The sequence below is a fragment of the Pseudomonas jilinensis genome, from assembly GCF_003586265.1.
In the GTDB taxonomy this organism is placed as follows: domain Bacteria; phylum Pseudomonadota; class Gammaproteobacteria; order Pseudomonadales; family Pseudomonadaceae; genus Halopseudomonas; species Halopseudomonas phragmitis.
On sequence record NZ_QJSA01000013.1, the window covers coordinates 99,497 to 117,319 of the forward strand.

14 protein-coding genes, 1 other RNA gene and 1 pseudogene are annotated in these 17,823 nt (G+C 59.7%); 3 read left to right on the top strand and 13 right to left on the bottom strand.

The features are described from left to right. Positions 1–7 precede the first annotated feature (7 nt). On the bottom strand, positions 8–415 hold the full coding sequence (gene fur / locus C2846_RS14655; RefSeq protein WP_080051590.1) for a ferric iron uptake transcriptional regulator: 408 nt from the start codon (positions 413–415) through the stop codon (positions 8–10). A 95-nt stretch (positions 416–510) separates the two neighbouring features. On the opposite strand from fur, the pseudogene C2846_RS14660 reads away from it, so the two are divergent. Then, a pseudogene (locus tag C2846_RS14660) lies at positions 511–885 on the top strand (outer membrane protein assembly factor BamE); the annotation flags it as partial. Positions 886–992: 107 nt separating this feature from the next. Here C2846_RS14660 and C2846_RS14665 read toward each other — a convergent pair. Genes C2846_RS14665 through C2846_RS14675 form a run of 3 tightly spaced genes read right to left on the bottom strand, consistent with a single transcriptional unit; the run spans position 993 to position 3,154 of the window. Then, positions 993–1,316: an RnfH family protein gene (locus tag C2846_RS14665; RefSeq protein ID WP_080048499.1), complete on the bottom strand. Its 324-nt coding sequence runs from the start codon at positions 1,314–1,316 to the stop codon at positions 993–995. Next, the gene (locus C2846_RS14670) at positions 1,309–1,743 is read right to left on the bottom strand and encodes a type II toxin-antitoxin system RatA family toxin (protein ID WP_119701791.1); all 435 of its coding nucleotides are present in this window, start codon (positions 1,741–1,743) and stop codon (positions 1,309–1,311) included. The genes C2846_RS14665 and C2846_RS14670 overlap by 8 nt, the downstream gene beginning before the upstream one ends. Positions 1,744–1,750: 7 nt before the next feature. After that, entirely contained in the window at positions 1,751–3,154 is a 1,404-nt protein-coding gene (locus tag C2846_RS14675) for a sodium-dependent transporter (RefSeq protein WP_080048501.1), read from the bottom strand. A gap of 123 nt (positions 3,155–3,277) precedes the next feature. Between C2846_RS14675 and smpB the strand changes: the two genes are divergently transcribed. Both smpB and ssrA read left to right on the top strand, forming a co-directional pair. Then, positions 3,278–3,760, top strand: coding sequence for an SsrA-binding protein SmpB (gene smpB, locus C2846_RS14680; RefSeq protein WP_080048502.1), 483 nt, complete (start codon positions 3,278–3,280; stop codon positions 3,758–3,760). Between the two features lie 230 nt (positions 3,761–3,990). Beyond that, positions 3,991–4,346, top strand: a transfer-messenger RNA (tmRNA) gene (ssrA, locus tag C2846_RS14685). A 96-nt stretch (positions 4,347–4,442) separates the two neighbouring features. On the opposite strand, the gene C2846_RS14690 is transcribed toward ssrA, so the two are convergent. From C2846_RS14690 to C2846_RS14730, 9 genes are all read right to left on the bottom strand, one after another. Beyond that, positions 4,443–5,129 carry an NYN domain-containing protein gene (locus C2846_RS14690; RefSeq protein ID WP_119701792.1) on the bottom strand — a complete coding sequence of 229 codons (687 nt, stop codon included), beginning with the start codon at positions 5,127–5,129 and terminating at the stop codon, positions 4,443–4,445. Positions 5,130–5,553: 424 nt separating this feature from the next. Beyond that, entirely contained in the window at positions 5,554–6,327 is a 774-nt protein-coding gene (locus C2846_RS14695) for a nuclease-related domain-containing protein (protein ID WP_119701793.1), read from the bottom strand. Between the two features lie 24 nt (positions 6,328–6,351). Continuing rightward, entirely contained in the window at positions 6,352–7,263 is a 912-nt protein-coding gene (locus C2846_RS14700; protein ID WP_119701794.1) for a restriction endonuclease, read from the bottom strand. Positions 7,264–7,290: 27 nt separating this feature from the next. Continuing rightward, positions 7,291–10,476, bottom strand: coding sequence for a type I restriction endonuclease subunit R (locus C2846_RS14705; RefSeq protein WP_119701795.1), 3,186 nt, complete (start codon positions 10,474–10,476; stop codon positions 7,291–7,293). Further along, entirely contained in the window at positions 10,476–11,789 is a 1,314-nt protein-coding gene (locus tag C2846_RS14710; RefSeq protein WP_119701796.1) for a restriction endonuclease subunit S domain-containing protein, read from the bottom strand. Before C2846_RS14710 ends, C2846_RS14705 begins: the two co-directional genes overlap by 1 nt. Continuing rightward, positions 11,786–13,762: a type I restriction-modification system subunit M gene (locus tag C2846_RS14715; protein ID WP_119701797.1), complete on the bottom strand. Its 1,977-nt coding sequence runs from the start codon at positions 13,760–13,762 to the stop codon at positions 11,786–11,788. The genes C2846_RS14710 and C2846_RS14715 overlap by 4 nt, the downstream gene beginning before the upstream one ends. Before the next feature lie 275 nt (positions 13,763–14,037). Next, the gene (locus C2846_RS14720; protein WP_119701798.1) at positions 14,038–16,632 is read right to left on the bottom strand and encodes an ankyrin repeat domain-containing protein; all 2,595 of its coding nucleotides are present in this window, start codon (positions 16,630–16,632) and stop codon (positions 14,038–14,040) included. A 15-nt stretch (positions 16,633–16,647) separates the two neighbouring features. After that, a complete protein-coding gene (locus C2846_RS14725; protein WP_119701799.1) occupies positions 16,648–17,388 on the bottom strand; it encodes a TonB family protein in 741 nt (246 codons plus the stop codon). After that, positions 17,388–17,822: a biopolymer transporter ExbD gene (locus C2846_RS14730; protein WP_119701800.1), complete on the bottom strand. Its 435-nt coding sequence runs from the start codon at positions 17,820–17,822 to the stop codon at positions 17,388–17,390. The genes C2846_RS14725 and C2846_RS14730 overlap by 1 nt, the downstream gene beginning before the upstream one ends. Position 17,823: the final 1 nt, after the last annotated feature.

The window sequence follows — 17,823 nt, forward strand, 5'->3', positions numbered from 1 at the left end:
AGGCGCCTCAGGCGCCTTTTTTCTTCACGTACAACACCAGATTGTGGTCAACCAGCTCGAAACCGTGCTCACGGACGATTTCCTTCTGCCGACGCTCGATTTCCGGATCGAAAAACTCGATCACCTCGCCGGAGTCAACACAGACCATATGGTCGTGATGCTCGCCATCGGCCAACTCGAACACCGCATGACCGCTGTCGAAGTTGTGGCGCACCACCAGACCGGCCGATTCAAATTGAGTCAGAACCCGGTAAACGGTAGCCAACCCAACATCTTCTCCGGCCTCCATCAGGGACTTGTATACATCCTCGGCGCTCATGTGACGCTCTTCGGAATTGTCCAGCATCTGCAGGATTTTTACTCGCGGCAGCGTTACCTTGAGGCCAGCTTTGCGGAGTTCTTGATTTTCAACCATGGTCAGTTTCTCGTTCAGCGCTTCGCAGGGCGGGATCAGTCGGGTATGATTCATGGCTCACTGAGCCATTTCACAATAGTGGATGTTACCACGTCATGCCAAAGACCCTGAACCAAATCTTGTGTATTCTCATTTGCGCGATCAGTTTGAGCGCCTGTGGCTTCCCCGGCGTTTACAAGATTGACATCCAGCAGGGTAACGTTGTGACTCAGGACATGGTCGACCAATTGCGCCCCGGCATGACCACCCGTCAAGTCCGCTTCATCATGGGCACCCCGCTGATCCAGGACACCCTGCACCCGAACCGCTGGGACTACCTGTACAGCATGAAGGCCGGGCACAGCCCGCGTACCCAGGAGCGCATTTCATTGGTCTTCGAGAATGATCGCCTGGTAGGCCTGAGTGGCGACTTTGTCCCCGGCACCAGCCGCGACGAAGCCATTATGGGTGGCCAGGCCCCGCGCAGCTCCGGCACCGAAAGCTACCCGGTCGATCTGGGCGCCCCTCTGGGCACCGGCGAGTAAATCTCTCATCTATCCTGGCGCCGAGCTACTGCACGGCGCCAGAGTCGTCTGCACTACTCCTGCTCGCCCTGCTCGTCCTTAACCGCCTTGGCTTTTGCCGCGCGCTGCTTGCGCACTTCCTTGGGATCGGCTATCAGCGGCCGGTAGATCTCGACCCGCTCACCCTGGGCAAGAATCCGTTCAGCCGGCTTGGGTACCGTCTTGCCAAACACGCCCATGGCACTGGCATCCAGATCCAGTTCGGGAAAGTGCTCGGCAATGCGCGACAGCTTGGCAGCTTCCAGCATGCTGGTGCCCTCGGGCACTGTCAGACTGATGATTTTCTGCTTGTGGGCCAGCGCATAGGCCACTTCAACGGCAATGGTTCGCTCAGCCACCGTATTGCTCCTTGGCCCGCTGGCAGAAAGCATCCACCATGGTGTTGGCCGCCTGGTTGAACAACGGCCCCAGCGTCGCCTTGACCACCGGGCCGGCATAATTAAAGTGCAGATCCAGGCTGATCTTGCAGGCAGCCTCACCCAGCGCCTTGAACTCCCAGACACCATGCAGCTCACTGAACGGACCATTTTCCAGCCGCATCTCAATGCGCTGGCCCGGCAGCAGCTCATTGCGAGTGGTGAACGCCTGCGTCATCCCGGCCTTGGCCACGGTCAACCGGGCTCGCATCTGCACATCCGTTTCTTCCAGAATCTCCGCCACCGAACACCAGGGCAGAAACTCCGGATAACGCTCTACTCGATTAACCAGATCAAACATCTGCCTGGCCGTATACGGCAGCAAAGCCGAGCGCTGAATATGAGTCATAAGGCCTTCACTTTAGCAGTTCAGAGGCAAACACGATCAGCACCCCTACCGGCGCCACGTAGCGAAGCAGCCAATATACCACCGGGAACAGCCGTGGGTATCTGAGCCCCAACTCGGCCCGGAACACCTCGCGATCCAGCACCCAGCCGGCGAACAACGCAAACAGCAAACCACCCAGCGGCAGCATGATCCGACTGGTCAGGTAATCAACCAGTTCGAAGAAGGTCTTGCCACCCTCCGCCCCCCACTGGATCAGATGCCAGCCCAAGGCATCACGCACAAAGAACTTGGCATCGGCCAGCACGTTGAATGACAGCACCGTACCCAGACCCACCACCCAACAGAACAGCGCAATACAGCCGGTAATCTGAGCCCGGCTGCGGCCACTTCGCTCTACCCAGTAGGCCACTGCCGGCTCCAGCATGGAAATGGCCGAACTCCAGGCCGCCACCGCCACCAGCACAAAGAAAATGAAGCCGAACACCTGGCCCATGGCAATATTGCCGAAGGCGATCGGCAGGGTGACAAACATCAGACCCGGACCACCGCCCGGCTCCAGCCCGGCCGCGAACACAATCGGGAACAGCGCCAGGCCCGCAGTCAGCGCCACCACGGTATCCAGCAGCGCCACCGTGATCACCGTGCTACCGATTGAGGACTTTTTCGGCATGTAGGCACCGAACACCATGATCGATCCCACCCCCACACTCAGGGTGAAGAACGCGTGGCCCATCGCTGCCAGAATGCCGTCGGGCACTTCGCTCAAATTGAAATGGAACAGGAATTCGACCCCTTCCATGAAGTGGCCGGTGGTCAACGCATAGCCAAGCAGAATCACCAGCAGCACGAACAGCATCGGCATCATGATCCGCAAGCTGCGCTCAAGGCCGGCCACTACGCCCCGAGCAATGATAAAGGCCGTCACCAGCATGAACAGGCTGTGCCACAGTGTCAGACGCCAGGGGTCAGCGGTCAGCCCGTTAAACCGCTCGCCCGCACCAGGACCGTCGATGGCGGCAAACTCGCCACGGCCCATGCCAATGATGTAGTCCAGCGACCAGCCCGCCACCACACTGTAGAACGACAGAATCAGCAAGGCGGCGATCATGCCCATCATTGCCGCCCAGGACCAGCGCGGCGACGCCGCCGACTGCACGGCCAGGCTACGCAAGGTATTGACCGGGCTCTGGCGGCCACGGCGTCCCAGCACCGTCTCGGCCAGCATAATCGGCAAACCGATCAGGGCAATGCACAGCAGATAGACCAGTACGAAAGCACCGCCACCGTAGACACCCGCCATGTAGGGGAACTTCCAGATATTGCCCAGCCCTACCGCCGATCCGGTCGCTGCCAGAATGAATACCCAGCGACTGGCCCAGATACCGTGGATCGACACATTCTCATTCGCCATGGGAAAACCCGGTCTGCCTTTGAAAAAAGGAAGGCATTGTCCAGATTTTGACCAACCAGGACAAGGGCAAAGCACCGGCCAACGATAGCGGTAATCCCTACAACCCCCTATAATGCGCCGCCTATGAGCAAGCAAAAGAAACCCCAGGCCAACAGCGGCACCATTGCGCTGAACAAAAAGGCCAAACACGACTACTTCGTCGAAGAACGCTTCGAGGCCGGCCTGGCCCTGACCGGCTGGGAAGTGAAGAGCCTGCGCGCGGGCAAAGCCCAACTGGTCGACAGCTATGTCGTCTTCAAGAATGGCGAGGCTTTCCTGTTCGGCGCCCATATCACGCCCCTGCTGAGCGCCAGCACCCACGTGATCGCCGACCCGATCCGCACCCGCAAGCTGTTGCTCAATGCCCGCGAGCTGGAGAAGCTGATCAGCGGCGTGCAGCAAAAAGGCTACAGCTGCGTCCCGATGGCGCTGTACTGGAAAAAACATCTGGTCAAGTGCGAGATAGCCCTGGTCAGAGGCAAGAAGGACTTCGACAAACGCGAAACCGAGAAAGAACGCGACTGGGCCCGCGAGAAGGCGCGCATCGTTCGCGAGAACCATCGCTGATTTTTTTGCACCTGCGCTGAACTTTGCCGACAGCCCCCGGTCAGAACTGATAACCAGGCTGGTCTGCTCCACCAGCAGAGGTTCAAAGCAAGCAATGCCTAGCCCCGCTCAGCGGGGTATTTTTTTATGCGCAAAACAGCCCGTGCGTTTGCTCAAACCAGCTCACAGCCGCCTTTCAACCCGGGAACCTTTCCCGTACAATGCACTCTTAGAACTGACCAGCAAGATTTGGGGCCGATTTGGATTCGACGACGGTTACAAAACTTGAGGGGCATGCCGAGTTGGTAACAGAACTCGTAAATCCACTGTTGCACACTTATAGTTGCCAACGACGACAACTACGCCCTAGCCGCTTAAGCCGGCTAGCAGCCTCTAGGGGATGCCTGTAAACCCGAAGATTTGGCTGTCATATAGAACAGGATCGCCGCCAAGTTCGCTGTAGACGTAACGGCTAAAACTTATACAGCTCGCTCCAAACACCCTGCCACTCGGGCGGTGAGGAGTTAACTAAGTAGAGATGGCTAAGCATGTAGAACCGATAGCGGCGGACTGGCGGACGGGGGTTCAAATCCCCCCGGCTCCACCAAATTAGAAAGACCTAAAGCCCTGATTATCCTAGTGATTTTCGGGGCTTTTTGGTTTCTGGCGTATGCGAATATCCAAGCAGTGTCACACCTGAAAATCACCAATAATCGGGCTTCACTATTGCTGGCTTTCTAGGCAACGGGATCTTCGCGGGAAGCTGGCAAGCCTCCAGCTCGGAATCAGAAATATAGGTGCGCATCCAGTCAGAGCATTTTTTCAAAGAGCCTGGAGGGTTACGCATCACGCCACCGGCCTCTTGGCGATGAGGAAGAATGATACCTAGAGCAATATGAGGGAAGTCTTCACGAATGGCACTTAAGGCAGGTGAAAGGTCGGTGTCGCCGGAGACCAAAACAATCTGCGACAACCCGGTAAGATGTGACTTACAAGCTGCCCTATACATGCCTAGAGCCAAATTCACATCCGTTTCTTTTTCTTCCAGCTCCCAGATAGCCACCTGATCCAGGCGAGAGGGCTTCTTACCATCCAGATACAAGGGGGCATACCCACGCCCCAAACGATGGTTACCCAACGTGACATGCACACCTTTGGCCTGCAAGGCCCGAATGTAGCGATGCTGGGCATCATTGGATAATTGACCACGAGTAGCCAGCTTGGCAATGACGGGGGCGGTGAAATAGTGAACTGAATCTAAAAAAGCTGAGGGATCTTGAACGCGCAAAATACTGTCAAGCAGCGCACCTAGATCTAGCCACTTGTGAGGAGACCCGCGTAACAGGCCGTAGTAGAGGTTGTAACCATCAACAAAGAAAGCTGTTCGCACGAATTTTCCATCCCTTGAAACGAAAAAACCGGCTTTCGCCGGTTTCTTCACCCAAGGCTAAGGCTGAACTTAATCGGCCCGCCAAAGGTTGAGTCGTGAATCTAGAATACCTAAACACACCGAATAACACAATCCCGCACCATCTCTGGATATCCCAGAATATCCCACAATGTCCCAGACAGTGAGAGACGACACTGTAGAGCATCATGTTAGCTTTATCGGAACAGATCACTTGAAACGGGGCTCAGGCGGACAGCTTCAGACAAATGATCGGGTGCTAAATGGGCATAGAGCATGGTGTACAGATCACTGCTTACCGAGCCTCGGCGGCGATCAGCAGCCTCTATGTCGATGGCCTGTACCGATAGAAAAGCATGTTGATTGCTCAGTCCCATACCCTCGACGGGCTGTTTCGCAAGGGAGTTTAGTTCAAGGGCTGCATGGTTCGACATTTGGGGAAGGCGCTGCAGCCCCAGAACTGTTGACCGGCCTTGGGACCGCTCTTGATCGTGCGCACCAGCAGGGCGCTGCCACACTTGGGGCATTGGCGCTCGGCGGTGGGATCGCTGCGCTGCTTGAGGCGCTGCACATGCTCGCGCTGAGTGGCCAATGTCGGAGCGAGGCGACCGCTTTGCAGAGCGTCCAGCATGTCCTCTACCTGTACCTCGCTGAACACTGGCTGGTCGAACGACTTGATGTAGCGGATAAAGCCGGTGCCCTGGGTGACATTGGCCGGCATCGGCGTCTTCAAGGTGGCGCCGCCAACGAAGGCGATTACCGAGTGCAGCTGCTCCGGTGCCACGCCCAGAGCCGTTTCCAGCGCCTTTAGGTGTTTGTAGTTCTGCCGCAGCGGGTTCTGGAATTTGAAGCGCTGCTTGTAGATCTGCTGAGTCCACTGCGCCTGCTGTTCGCTGCCGAATATCCAGCCGCTCATGTTCTTGGTCTCCAGCACGAAGATGCCGAAGGGCGAAAGAAACACATGGTCGATCTGCGTGGTGCCGTCCGGCGTGGGCAGCGTGACGTCATGCAGACGCCGGTAGACCTGGCGATCCAGCTGATAGTGGGCTAATACCCGAACCAGTCGTTCGCCGAACCAGCCCTTGAACCAGGACGTTTTCAGCAGGCCGATCAGCAGCATGAGCGGGATCAGCCACTTCATGGTGTCGAGCAGGGGCTGGAGGATGACGAGGTAGTTCATGGCATTCCTTTTCGTTGTTGCAGATCAGTCTTCGCTGAAGTAGTCACTGTCTAGCTGCTTCACCTCGTACACCTGCTTAACGCTCACGCCCAAGTTGTTTTCCACCATCAGCCGCGCAAGCTCCACACCGTCAATCAGCACCACCTTGATATCCAATCCCAGCGCCGCTTCGCGGGCACCAGAGGAGAACTCCGAGGTGGTGATAAACACGCCCTTGCGCGCCCGCTGGCGGGTCAATGCGCCGATGAACTTGTCTATCTCGGGCCTATGTACCGTATTGGACCAGCGCTTGGCCTGCAGATAGATCACGTCGAGGCCGAGCTTGTCTTCCTTGATGATGCCGTCGATACCATCGTCATTGGTGGCCTGAGTCGCCTTGCCTGCTTCCTTGCGCGACCCGCCGTACCCCATGGCCAGCATCAGATCGACAACCAACTGCTCGAAGAAGCTCGGCGTCGCGGCCCGCACCTGCGCCAACAGCTCATCAGCCAACGACTGCACCAACGCCTGATGAGCCTCTGCCAGTTGCTCATCCGGCGTCGTCTCGGCCAAGTCCAGCTCTTTCGCGACCGTCGCATCACTGCCCTGCGGCTTGGCAGTATGAAAGTCAGCGAACTCAGGAAACTGCTTCAACCACCCCACCGTGATGCGTTGCGGGCCGCTGGTCAGCGCCTCTTTCCCTCGCGCGGTAATCTGCACCATCCCCCTGGCCGGTATACACAGCAAACCAGCCTTGTTCAGGTAGGTGCGCGCCCAGCCGATACGATTATTGATCACCGTCTGATGGCCGGAGGGAAGGCGCTCCTTACGTTCGTCCTCCGTCAGCTGGAATTGATTGGCAACTCGCTCGCGCAGCTCATTAAGCGCCAGCGGCACGCCATCCTGCACAGTCGCCAGCACCGGGCGCATTACAGTTTGAAAATCCGGAATTGCCATCGTTACTCCCCGACTTGGTTAGACCGTTCAGGTGCGGCGCTCGCCGCTCTGATCCAGCCCCGCCTGCTGCGTCAGCATCTTCAAAATCACCAACGCGAACGCCCGGCTCTTGGTCTCATTATCCAGAACCTCCAGCGACAGCTTCTCGTGATCGGTCATGGCGTCCAGCACGGTGTCCAGCACGCGCTTGGGGAACAGGCCATGCATCACCTGTTCGACCGAGTGGTTGTTCACCTGGGCCATCACATCCTCCTGACGGCTGATGCGATTGGCGATGCCGGTGAGGAACTGCAGCTGGTCTTCGTCGCTCACCTCGGCGCCGAAGATATCGTTGAGCGCCTCGATGATTTCCGATAGCCGCTTCTTCTCCGGGTCATGGGGTTTGCCGCTGCCCAGCCCTGTGGCCGGGTCGAGGCCGTAGTCGCCTTGCTCTTCGCTCAGGCGCAGCTGATGTTCGGCGCGCTTGGTCAGGCGGTAGTGGGTCAGTTGCAGTTCGCCCACGTCCACGTCTTCCTGATCCAGTCGGTCTATGCGCAGCAGCGGATGCAGGTGCTTGGCGTAGACGCACAGCTGCTCCAGCTCGCGATCTTCATAGGGAATGATCTGCGAGAGGAACTCGTACAGGCGCACGAAGCTCTGCAGGTTCTTCTTGAACAGGTCGAGCTGGTCCACCTGCTCGCCGGCTTCCTTGACGGCCGCCTCGGCCTTTTTCAGGCCGGCACTGTCGCCATTCTTCTCGGCGCTGCGCTTGAAGTCCAACGCCTGCTGGCGTGATTCCTGGGCCAGCCTGTAGCGCTTGGCAAAGCGCTCCTTGGCCGGCGCGCAGTAGTAGCTGAGCTTGCTGGCGGCGGCCTTGGGGTCGAAGAAGGCCATGGCGAACGCCTCGACCTCCTGCCAGTAGTAGATCCCTTCGGCATCCAGTTTCTTCTGAATGTCGTAGATAAGCTGCGGATCAGTCACGTCGGTCAGCTCGGCCTTGGTGTAGTACGGCAGAAAGGCGTCGAGAATGTCCTGGGCGTCGTTGAAGAAGTCGAGGATGAAGGTCGGCTTGCTGTCGCCAAAGGTGCGGTTCAGGCGCGACAGGGTTTGCACGCAGTCCACGCCCTGCAGTTTCTTGTCCACGTACATGGCGCACAGCTTGGGCTGATCGAAGCCGGTCTGGTACTTGTTGGCGGCGATCATCACGTTGAAGTCCTGGGCGTCGAAGGCTTCCGCCAGGTCACGCCCGTTCAGGCCGGGGTTGAGCAGGCTGCTGCTTTCGGTCACCTCTTCGGGGATCACCCCGTCCGGCAGCACGCTGCCGGAGAAGGCCACCAGCGGGTGCACATCGCCGTAGCCCATCTGCTTCACATAGGCCTGCACCGCCAGCTGATAGCGCACCGCCTCCTGCCGGCTGCTGGTGACCACCATGGCCTTGGCCTGGCCGCCCAGCAGGTGGCGGATATTGGCGCGGAAGTGCTCGACGATCACCTCGACCTTCTGGCTGATGTTGTACGGATGCAGGCGCACCCAGCGCGCCAGCTTCATGCGCGCCTTCTTCGAGTCCACTTCCTCGTCGTCGCCGTCCGGGTGAGCGATCTTCCAGGCGGTGCTGTAGGTGGTGTAGTTCCGCAGCACATCGAGGATAAAACCTTCCTCAATGGCCTGGCGCATGGAGTAGAGGTGAAACGGCACGGGCTTGTTGTCAGCGCTTGCCGGCAGCGCCGGATTGGCCGGGCGACCGAACAGCTCCAGGGTCTTGGCCTTGGGCGTGGCGGTAAAGGCGTAGTAGCTGATGCGCTCGTTCGGCGCACGGGCGGCCACGGCGGCGTCCAGCAACTCTTCGGCACTGATCTCTTCAGCATCCGGGGCATCGCTGCCAAGAATCTGCTTGAGCTTGCTGGCCGATGAGCCGGTCTGCGAGGAATGCGCCTCGTCGGCGATCACCGCATAGCGTCCGCTTGCCAGCTTGGGGTACTTGTCCAGCGCATCAAACAGCGCCGGGAAGGTCTGGATGGTGACGATGATTATGCGCGTCTGCTCGGCCAGCGCCTCGGCCAGCTGCTCGGACTTGCTCTGGTTGCCGATATCGCGGGTGATGCACTTGACCACGCCCTGGGCGTGCTCGAACTGGTAAATGGTGTCCTGCAGCTGCTTGTCCAGCACGGTGCGGTCGGTAATCACGATCACCGAATTGAACAGGCGCTGGCCATCGGCATCGTAGAGCGAGGCCAACTGATGCGCCGTCCAGGCAATCGAGTTGGACTTGCCGGAGCCTGCGCTGTGCTGGATCAGGTAACGCTTGCCCGGCCCTTCGGCACGGGTGGTTTCGATCAGCCTGTTGACCACTTCCCACTGGTGGTAGCGCGGGAAGATCAGGATTTCCTTGGTGACGCGCTGGCCGTCGGCATCTTCCTTCACGCTCTTCTGCAGGTGCAGGAAGCGACCCAGCACCTTCAGCCAGGCATCGGGCTGGAACAGGCGCTGCCACAGGTAGCCAGTAGCGTACTGGCTGTAATCCGGCGCAGGCGGGTTGCCGGCACCGCCGTCGAGGCTGCCGAGGTTGAACGGCAGGAAGAAGGTTTCCTTGCCGGCCAGCTTGGTGGTCATCGCCACTTCGTCCTGGCTCACGGCAAAGTGCACCAACGCGCCGCGCTTGAAGGTCAGCAGCGGCTCGGGCTTGCGCGTCAGCGGGTCTTTCACCGGGCGATCAACGCGGTACTGGCGCTTGGCGTTTTCCACGCTCTGCTTGAACTCGCTTTTCAGCTCCAGCGTGGCGACGGGGATACCGTTGACGAACAACACCAGATCCAGACGCGGGTTGTACTCACCCTCGCGGTAGTGCGGGGAATACGACACCTCCGGCACCACGCGCAGGCGGTTGCACTGGTAACGCTTGAGGGTGTCCGGGTTCATGCCGTGGTCGGGCTTGAAGCTGCACACCTCGATCTTCACCCCCGGCAACTTGAAGCCATGGCGCAGCACATCCAGGGTGCCGTCCTGCTCCAGCTCACGCACCAGCTTTTGCACCAGCACGCCGTCCGGGTTATTCGGGTTGGCCTTGGCGAACTTGTCCCAGCGCTCCGGCCAGGCGTCCTTGAAGTAGCCGAGAAAGTCCTTGGTATAAAGCGCCGTGCGCCGGTCATAGCCACTGGCAGGGCCGGTGAGCCAGCCCTGGGCGACCATGGCGATGATGATGTCCTGCTGGAATTGCGCTTCCTTGCTATCTGCCATTACACGGCCTCTGCTACGGCTAATTCGGGGGCTTGGATGCTGGCCGGTGGCTGCCAGCCGCGTACGTCGATTTTGCCGGTGACGGCGGCGGAGATAAGGGCGGAGCGGCGTTCTTTGAGTAGCAACATCGATCTCTCCGACTCCTCCATGAGGGCATTGAATACAGATGACTGCCCGCCAATGAACTCGGCGATCATTGTTTGCTCTTCTATTGGCGGCTCAAACATCCAAAACTCAATAGCATCAGCGATGTTGAACTGCTTCTGAGCTGCACCATACTGCACTACTTCGACTTGCTGTCTAACAAGGCGACTGTTCATCACAGCACAAAGCCAGTGCGAGTCATAATTTCCTCGCTTCACTAGCATGACCGAAGCGCAATTTCCCCCTGCGCACTCAGGCGGAACAACTGCTGTTAATCCGGGGTAGCCCACTCGCATCGTGACGATGTCGCCAGCTTCCAACATCGTCTTTCGATTTTTCCTACTGTGCTCTGGCGAAATTTTTCTTGCTTTATCGACCTCGATAAAACCTTCTTTCACCTCTCCGCCATATAAGAATGGGAGTCCCTCATCCGCCACGTAATCACTTGGATTAACAACAATTCCCACTGTAATGAATGGCGATATGTTTTTTAGCCGTTTTTTCACCCAATGTGCCGGCACCTCGCCCAGCCACTCCACGCCGGAGTCTTTCATCGGCACCGTAGGGTCGAGGCCTTTGGTGACGGCGTGGGAGATCACGGCCTGGCGCTTTTCCTTGAGCAGTTCGATCAGGCGCTGCTGCTCTTCGATCAGCGCGTCGATGCGGGCCGTTTCGTGGTCGAGGAAGCGGGCGATTTGGGTTTGTTCATCATAATCAGGCAACGGTATACGAAGCGCGGCCCACATTTCGTAGTTGAAACTTGCGATTGATACTCCATACCCCACAAGATCCCGTGTGGCCACATCTAAAGCGGATCTCATAAAGTTTCGATCCATGCCAGGCATGAGGCTGACGCGCTGAACTACGTTGGAGTAAATTGCTCCCGGACTTGGAAGATGAACATATGGGGTTCCATTCCTTGTAAGCAGTAGATCGTTTGCTCCCGTTCTTTTCCTGTCTGGAAAATCTTTGTAGTCAGAAAGCAGTGGCTGCTTGGCGCATGTGTAAAGAAGCTCTGATCCGTCGCCCCAGAAATTCTTATCAATCACCTCGCCGGCATTATTTTCGAATATCACGTACGGAAGCCGAGTAACGTCCCAATGGCTCGGAATTTCTCCGAGGGATTCGATTCCTGAGTCCTTGTATTGCGGATAGGCAGGGAACGTCATGCCGAAAGCCCCTCGATCATCTGCTTGATGCGGTTGGTGCAGGCTTTCAGGTCGCGGTCGATTTCTTCCAGCGGGCGCGGTGGCTGGAACACATAGAAGTGCCGGTTAAACGGAATCTCGAAGCCGACCACACCGATTTCGCCGTCCTGCGCATCCGTCTTGCTCTCGTCGATCCAGGCATCCGGCACATGGGGTTTCACTTCACGCTCGAAGTAGTCATACACCGACTCGCCCAGCGGCACGTTCTCGTTGTCGCGCAGGCCGGCATCGGCTTCCGGCTGGCCTTTGACCATGCAGATATCCGCCCCGGGGTCGCGCTCGCTTAAGCCGCTGAGGATGGCCTTCAGCTCCGGCGTGCTGGGGAAGAAGTCATGGTTGCCGAGGGTCTTTTTCAGCAGTTTGCTGAACTGCTCGCGGTTGCGGTGCAGCACGCTGGCATCCATGGCCTGCAGGGCGTTGATCAGGCGCTGGCGTGCCGGGGCTTCCAGCCTCTGGATGGCTTTTTCTTCCAGCACCTTTTCGATGCGCTCGGCGCTGGTCTGGAAGTTCAGGCGCAGCGGGCGCTCGACGGTGATGCGCCGGTAGCCAAAGGCTTCGACGGGGAAGATTTTGCTCTGTGCGGTCTGCTCAAAACGGCCATACAGACGCACCAGATCCTCGATCTGCTCGTCGGTAATGTACTGGCGCTTGCTGCCGAGTGATTTGCGCATCTTGGCAAAGTGCTGGCTGCCGTCGATCAACTGCACCTTGCCCTTGCGCTCGGCGGCCTTGTGATTGCTCAGCACCCACACATAGGTGGCGATGCCGGTGTTGTAGAACATGTCGGTAGGCAGGGCGACGATGGCCTCGACCAGGTCGTTCTGCAGAAGGTAGCGGCGAATCTCCGACTCGCCCGAACCGGCGCCGCCGGTAAACAGCGGCGAGCCGTTGAGGATGATGCCGATGCGCGAGCCACCTTCACGCGGGTCACGCATTTTGCTGACCAGGTGCAGCAGGAACAGCAGCGAGCCATCGGACACGCGCGGCAGGCCCGGCCCGAAGCGTCCGTTGAAGCCTTTCTCGCTGTGCTCGTCGGTGATCTGCTTTTGTACCTTCTTCCACTCCACACCAAACGGCGGGTTGCTGAGCATGAAGTCGAAGTGGCTGTCGGCCAGTTGGTCGTCGGACAGGGTGTTGCCCAGCTTGATGTTCTCGACAATCTTTTCTTTGATCAGCATGTCCGCCTTGCAGATGGCGTAGGACTCGGGGTTGAGCTCCTGGCCGAAGACGGACACGGTCACCTTCTCGCTGATGGACTGGATGTACTCGTCGCCCTCGGAAAGGAAGCCGCCGGTGCCGGCAGTCGGGTCGTAGATGGTGACGATGCTGTTGGGCTTGAGCTTGTCGTCCTGCCCGGTGATCACCAAGGATGTGGTCAGGTGCACGATATCGCGCGGGGTGAAGTGCTCCCCGGCGGTTTCGTTGGAGCTTTCCGCGAACTTGCGGATCAGCTCTTCGAAGATGATGCCCATGCCGAAGTTGCTGATGCGCTCGGGGCTGAGGTCGGTGGCGGCAAATCGCTGGACCACCTGATACAGCAGGTTGGCCGACGAGAGCTGCTGCACGAAGTCCTCGAAGTGGAAGTGCTCGAAGATCTCGCGGGCGTCCTTGCTGAAGGACTGCACATAGCTCATCAGGTCGGCAGCGGTCTGGGTGTCGGACAGCGTGCCCAAGGTCAGTTTGGAGGCATTGAAGAACTGCTGCCCGGCGGCACGCAGCAACAGCCGCTCGCGCACCAGATCAGGCCGACCTTCCTGGGCATGGGCCTCACGGATCACCGCGTCTTTGGTCGGCGCTAGCACACATTCCATGCGCCGCAACAGGGTGAACGGCAGGATGATGCGGCCGTACTGCGACTGCTTGAAGTCACCGCGCAGCAGGTCGGCAATCGACCAGAGAAAGGCGGCCGTCTGGGAATGGTTTTCCGTGTTCACGTAACAGCTCCAGGGTGAGGCGGCAAAACCTGAACTTTAACCCACTATGCATGCTGAGATCAGCCCGCGCGCTTGAATAATCGATGCTGGCTGGATATGCGTATTGGTTGCTTGGATACGCCGCTGGAAGAGGAATCCACGCCTAGGTATCCAAGGTTGGTATCCACGCAATTGAGCTTTTTGCGCCGATGAGCTGGCCCCGGCACGGCTCAGGCTGCGGGCAGCGACAGAGTGACCCCGGTTCAGGGGCTTTTACTTTTCAGCATCGAAACCAACTACTCAGTCACCACCAACTGATACTCGGTCCAGCTCCGTCCGCGTGTGTGAATAAGCACATAACCCTGCCCGGTAGGGCGAAAGCCCTGAGTCAGGGCTGTGCTGTAGAGCGCCCGCCAGGTTGACTCGGCATCATTGCGCTCAGCATCAAAGGGCGTGCTCAGTACCTGCATGGCCGGGCTTGTCGACAGGGCATAACCGGCCACTGCTGCTCCGCCACCACTGACCGGAAAGGACACCTGCAAAGGCACATTCTCTGGGCTGACCGCCGCCAGGTCATCGAAGACCAGCGTCAAAGGGCCGCTGATGCTCAAACGGGCACGCCTGTTGGCTACTATACCTACGTTGGTAGCCAGACCGCGCAGGTCACTGCGCAAGCGTTTGGGCGTTAACTGGTAATGCCGCCCAAACAGTTGGGTTTCGCCGCGCTGCAGCAGGCTGACCGGATACTCGATACCCTCGTCACGAATCACCAGCACATCACCCTCTCGCAGATTGGCTGCCACCTGTCGGCTGACCGGCAACGGCGCATAATCATCCTCCACGCACAGGCGGGCCCGCAACGCCTGCTGCGTGCTGGCAAGTAGCTGCGCATTGCCAGCCAGCGCCGTGCAGACGGCCATATCGTAGCCGCCCCAGGCCTGGCGCGCGGCATCGGCAGCCAACAGTTGCGTGATAACGGTTTCCGAGGCCTGTTCGGCGGCCATCAGCAGTGCGGTCTGGCGTCCCCGAGCTGCTTCCTGGCGATCCGGCCCACCGACACCAGCCTGGCGGGCACGGGTCTGGGCGTGCACGTCGGCACCGGCTGCCAGCAGCAGGCTTACCGCTTCGGCGTTGTCCTGTTGCACGGCGGTCATCAGTGCGGTCTTGCCCCAGGCATTGGCCTGATTTGGGTCCAGCCCCTGTTCAAGCAGATAAGCCAGCGCTGGCGGGTTGTTGGCGGCGGCCATGAGGGCCGTATCAGCGTCGGCACCGAGCCCGCGCTCCTCGCCGAAGGTGCGGCTTTCCCAGGCCAGAAAGTCACGCACTGCCGGCAATGGTCCCTGATTCAACAGCACGCTGTGCAGGCGCTGGAAACTGCGTCCGTGCTCCAGTTCGCCTGGTGTCGGGGCAATCGCGTAACGCGGCTGATAGCTGGCAAATCCCTGCAGCGGCAAGCCCGGTACGCCGGCTGGCGCCTGCAGACTCTCCAGGCTGCGGGCAAATGTTTCATGCAGCAGCAGGTCCGCGGCAGCGCCCGCCTGAGCGGCATCCAGCCCCTGCTGCTGATACATCGCGTGCAGCTCAGCGTGTGCCGGACGCAGCAACGGCAATAACTGCTGGTAGCGCTGCTTGCTGCGCAGGTTGCGCTCGGACCACTGGAACAGCATCTCCAGCGCCTGGTCATGGCGCTGACGCAGAGCTGGCTCGCGGCCATACCGTGACAGTGCATCAGCACCCAGCAGCGGCAGGTTCAGCAGCGTCCACTGACGCTCCTTCCAGCGCTGAAAATTGTCACGCCGTTCATGCTGGGCATACCCAGGCAAGGGATCACCCGCCAGCGTATCCAATGCTTCGGTCAACTGGCTGTAAATCGGTAAGCCTTCAAGCAGGCGCGTGCGCGGCGGGGTCAGGTAGCTTTGGTACAGACACAGTGGCTGCAGATTACCGCCTTGCAACGCATAGATTCCGGCAAACGCCGACTCGCCTCGCGCGGCTGGCGAGTAGAAGCCCCAGGTTTCATTGACCAGCACCAGGGGGCGCCCCTCGCGCTCAAAAACGTCAATCCGCGCATAGTCACCTGTCTGTGACGAGGATACGTTGGCCCGCCCGCCATAGTTCGGCTGTGCCGCGACCCAGCGCGGCAACGTGCGTTGATCCAGTTGCAGCACGCCGTTGATGCTCAGGCCACGGCTGCGCTGCTGATAGCCGGCAAACGGCCCGGCATTATAACGATCGACCTCCAACTGCACGCCGGCCAGATTGATCTGTTGCTCACCACCTGCGCTACTGATCAGCGCACGATTGCCGGGCAAACGCGCTACATCCGGATCACCATGGCGCCGCAAGTCGGCATTCAGGGCGTTAGCCAGTGGCTGGCACAAGGCATCGTGCCCCTCGGCCAGACGAAACTCTGCGTAAGCCGCCAACGGGTGCTCGGCATTACTGCGCGGACTGACCGACGGCCAGCTATCCAGTGCCTGCAGCCGCGCCTGATAGAGCCGGCCCAGACAAGCCTGTGCAGTTGGATCGGCAACCCCGCTACTGGCGCTCTGCTCGCCCAGGCCGCACTGGCCCGCCCGGCTCAACTGCCACTGGCGCTGACTGGCCTCAAGCAGCAACGCACCGACCAGATCCAGCTCCTGCACACGCTGGTGCACACGCTCGGCCAACTGCCGATCAAGGCTGGCCAATGCATCACTGGTACAGATCTGCCAGTGCACCTCGGGCAAGGCGCCGCTGCAGGCAAAGCTGGCCCGCATGGAGACTGGCGGCGGCAACACCTGCGGCGCCTCAGGGGTTTGAACAGGAGCCGGTGGCGCGCTGACGCAGCCGCCAAGCAGCAGCCCGGCAAACACTGGCAAGAACCATGAACGGGACAGGGCAAGCTGCATGGCTGGGTTCTCCGGTTATTTGATGAAAATGGCCGTGCCGTAAATGGTCACCTGGCCGCTGCCACCCGGAGGTGGCGGAAATGGGCCGGCATTGAGGATGGCGCGCTCGGCAGCCGCATCGAGCAACTCGTCGCCACAGCGGTCGATCGTGTAGGACTGCATCCGCCCATTGGCATCGACCACGATTTCATAGGGGATATAACACTGGCGCTTGAAATCATTGGGATCACCCCGATAACCGGGCGGCGGCTTATAGACCGAACCTTCGGGGCGCTGCAAATGGGCAGTCACGCGGTTCTTCACCGTATCGGCATAACCGGACGGCGCCATCCGCGCGCGCGAACCACTGCTGGTACCGGGCGCCGGCGGTGCAGCCCAGTTCTGGTTGGAGCCGAAGGCATAGCTCGGTGGTGCGGCCGGATCGGCAGCGGCCGGTTGCCGCGCTGCCGGACTCGGACTCGGGCGGGGCGCCGGCGTCGGTCTGACTGGCTCGGGCTCGGGCTCGGGCTCGGGCTCGGGTTCAGGCTCCGGTTCAGGCTCTGGCTCTGGTTCAGGCGCGGGCATCTCGATCAGCTCCACCGCCACAACCGCAGACGCCGCAACCACCGGGCGACTGAAACGCTCACTCAGCAACCAGGCCAGCAAGGCGGCATGCAACAGCAGCGAAAGCAGGATCAACAGCATCCGCAGCGGCCAACCAATCGGCGCTGCCTGGTCAGCCATCGTCGAGCGCTCTGATGTCGGCTGGCCGGACATCAGAGCGCAAGCTCCTCGGTGGCAACCAGGCTGATACGGCTGTAACCGGCCTTCTGCAGGGTATTCATGACGCGCATCAGGGTGCCGTAATCGACCGCCTGATCACCCCGCAAAAACAGCCGCGCCTCGCGGTTGCCACCCGACTGCACATCCACACGGGCAGCAATCTCGGTCAGGCTGCTCGGCTGCTCCTGGACAAACAGCGTGCCATCGGCCTGCACGCTGACGTAGATGGGCTCCAGCGGCGGCGGGTTGGCCTGCGCGGCATTGCTGGGCAAATCAAGCGGCACATCCACCGTAGCCAGCGGCGCAGCGACCATGAAGATGATCAGCAGAACCAGCATCACGTCGACAAAGGGAGTGATGTTCATTTCGGCGTTCTGCTGGTAGTTGTGGCGCTTGACCACCGGCCCGGAGTCAAACTGGATGCCCATG

Excerpts from the sequence above, each read along its gene's own strand:
- C2846_RS14725 (WP_119701799.1), bottom strand. The coding sequence starts at position 17,388 with ATGTCCGGCCAGCCGACATCAGAGCGCTCGACGATGGCTGACCAGGCA.
- fur (WP_080051590.1), bottom strand. The coding sequence starts at position 415 with ATGGTTGAAAATCAAGAACTCCGCAAAGCTGGCCTCAAGGTAACGCTG.
- C2846_RS14720 (WP_119701798.1), bottom strand. The coding sequence starts at position 16,632 with ATGCAGCTTGCCCTGTCCCGTTCATGGTTCTTGCCAGTGTTTGCCGGG.
- C2846_RS14695 (WP_119701793.1), bottom strand. The coding sequence starts at position 6,327 with ATGAACTACCTCGTCATCCTCCAGCCCCTGCTCGACACCATGAAGTGG.
- smpB (WP_080048502.1), top strand. The coding sequence starts at position 3,278 with ATGAGCAAGCAAAAGAAACCCCAGGCCAACAGCGGCACCATTGCGCTG.
- C2846_RS14705 (WP_119701795.1), bottom strand. The coding sequence starts at position 10,476 with ATGGCAGATAGCAAGGAAGCGCAATTCCAGCAGGACATCATCATCGCC.
- C2846_RS14730 (WP_119701800.1), bottom strand. The coding sequence starts at position 17,822 with ATGGGCATCCAGTTTGACTCCGGGCCGGTGGTCAAGCGCCACAACTAC.
- C2846_RS14670 (WP_119701791.1), bottom strand. The coding sequence starts at position 1,743 with ATGACTCATATTCAGCGCTCGGCTTTGCTGCCGTATACGGCCAGGCAG.
- C2846_RS14700 (WP_119701794.1), bottom strand. The coding sequence starts at position 7,263 with ATGGCAATTCCGGATTTTCAAACTGTAATGCGCCCGGTGCTGGCGACT.
- C2846_RS14675 (WP_080048501.1), bottom strand. The coding sequence starts at position 3,154 with ATGGCGAATGAGAATGTGTCGATCCACGGTATCTGGGCCAGTCGCTGG.
- C2846_RS14710 (WP_119701796.1), bottom strand. The coding sequence starts at position 11,789 with ATGACGTTCCCTGCCTATCCGCAATACAAGGACTCAGGAATCGAATCC.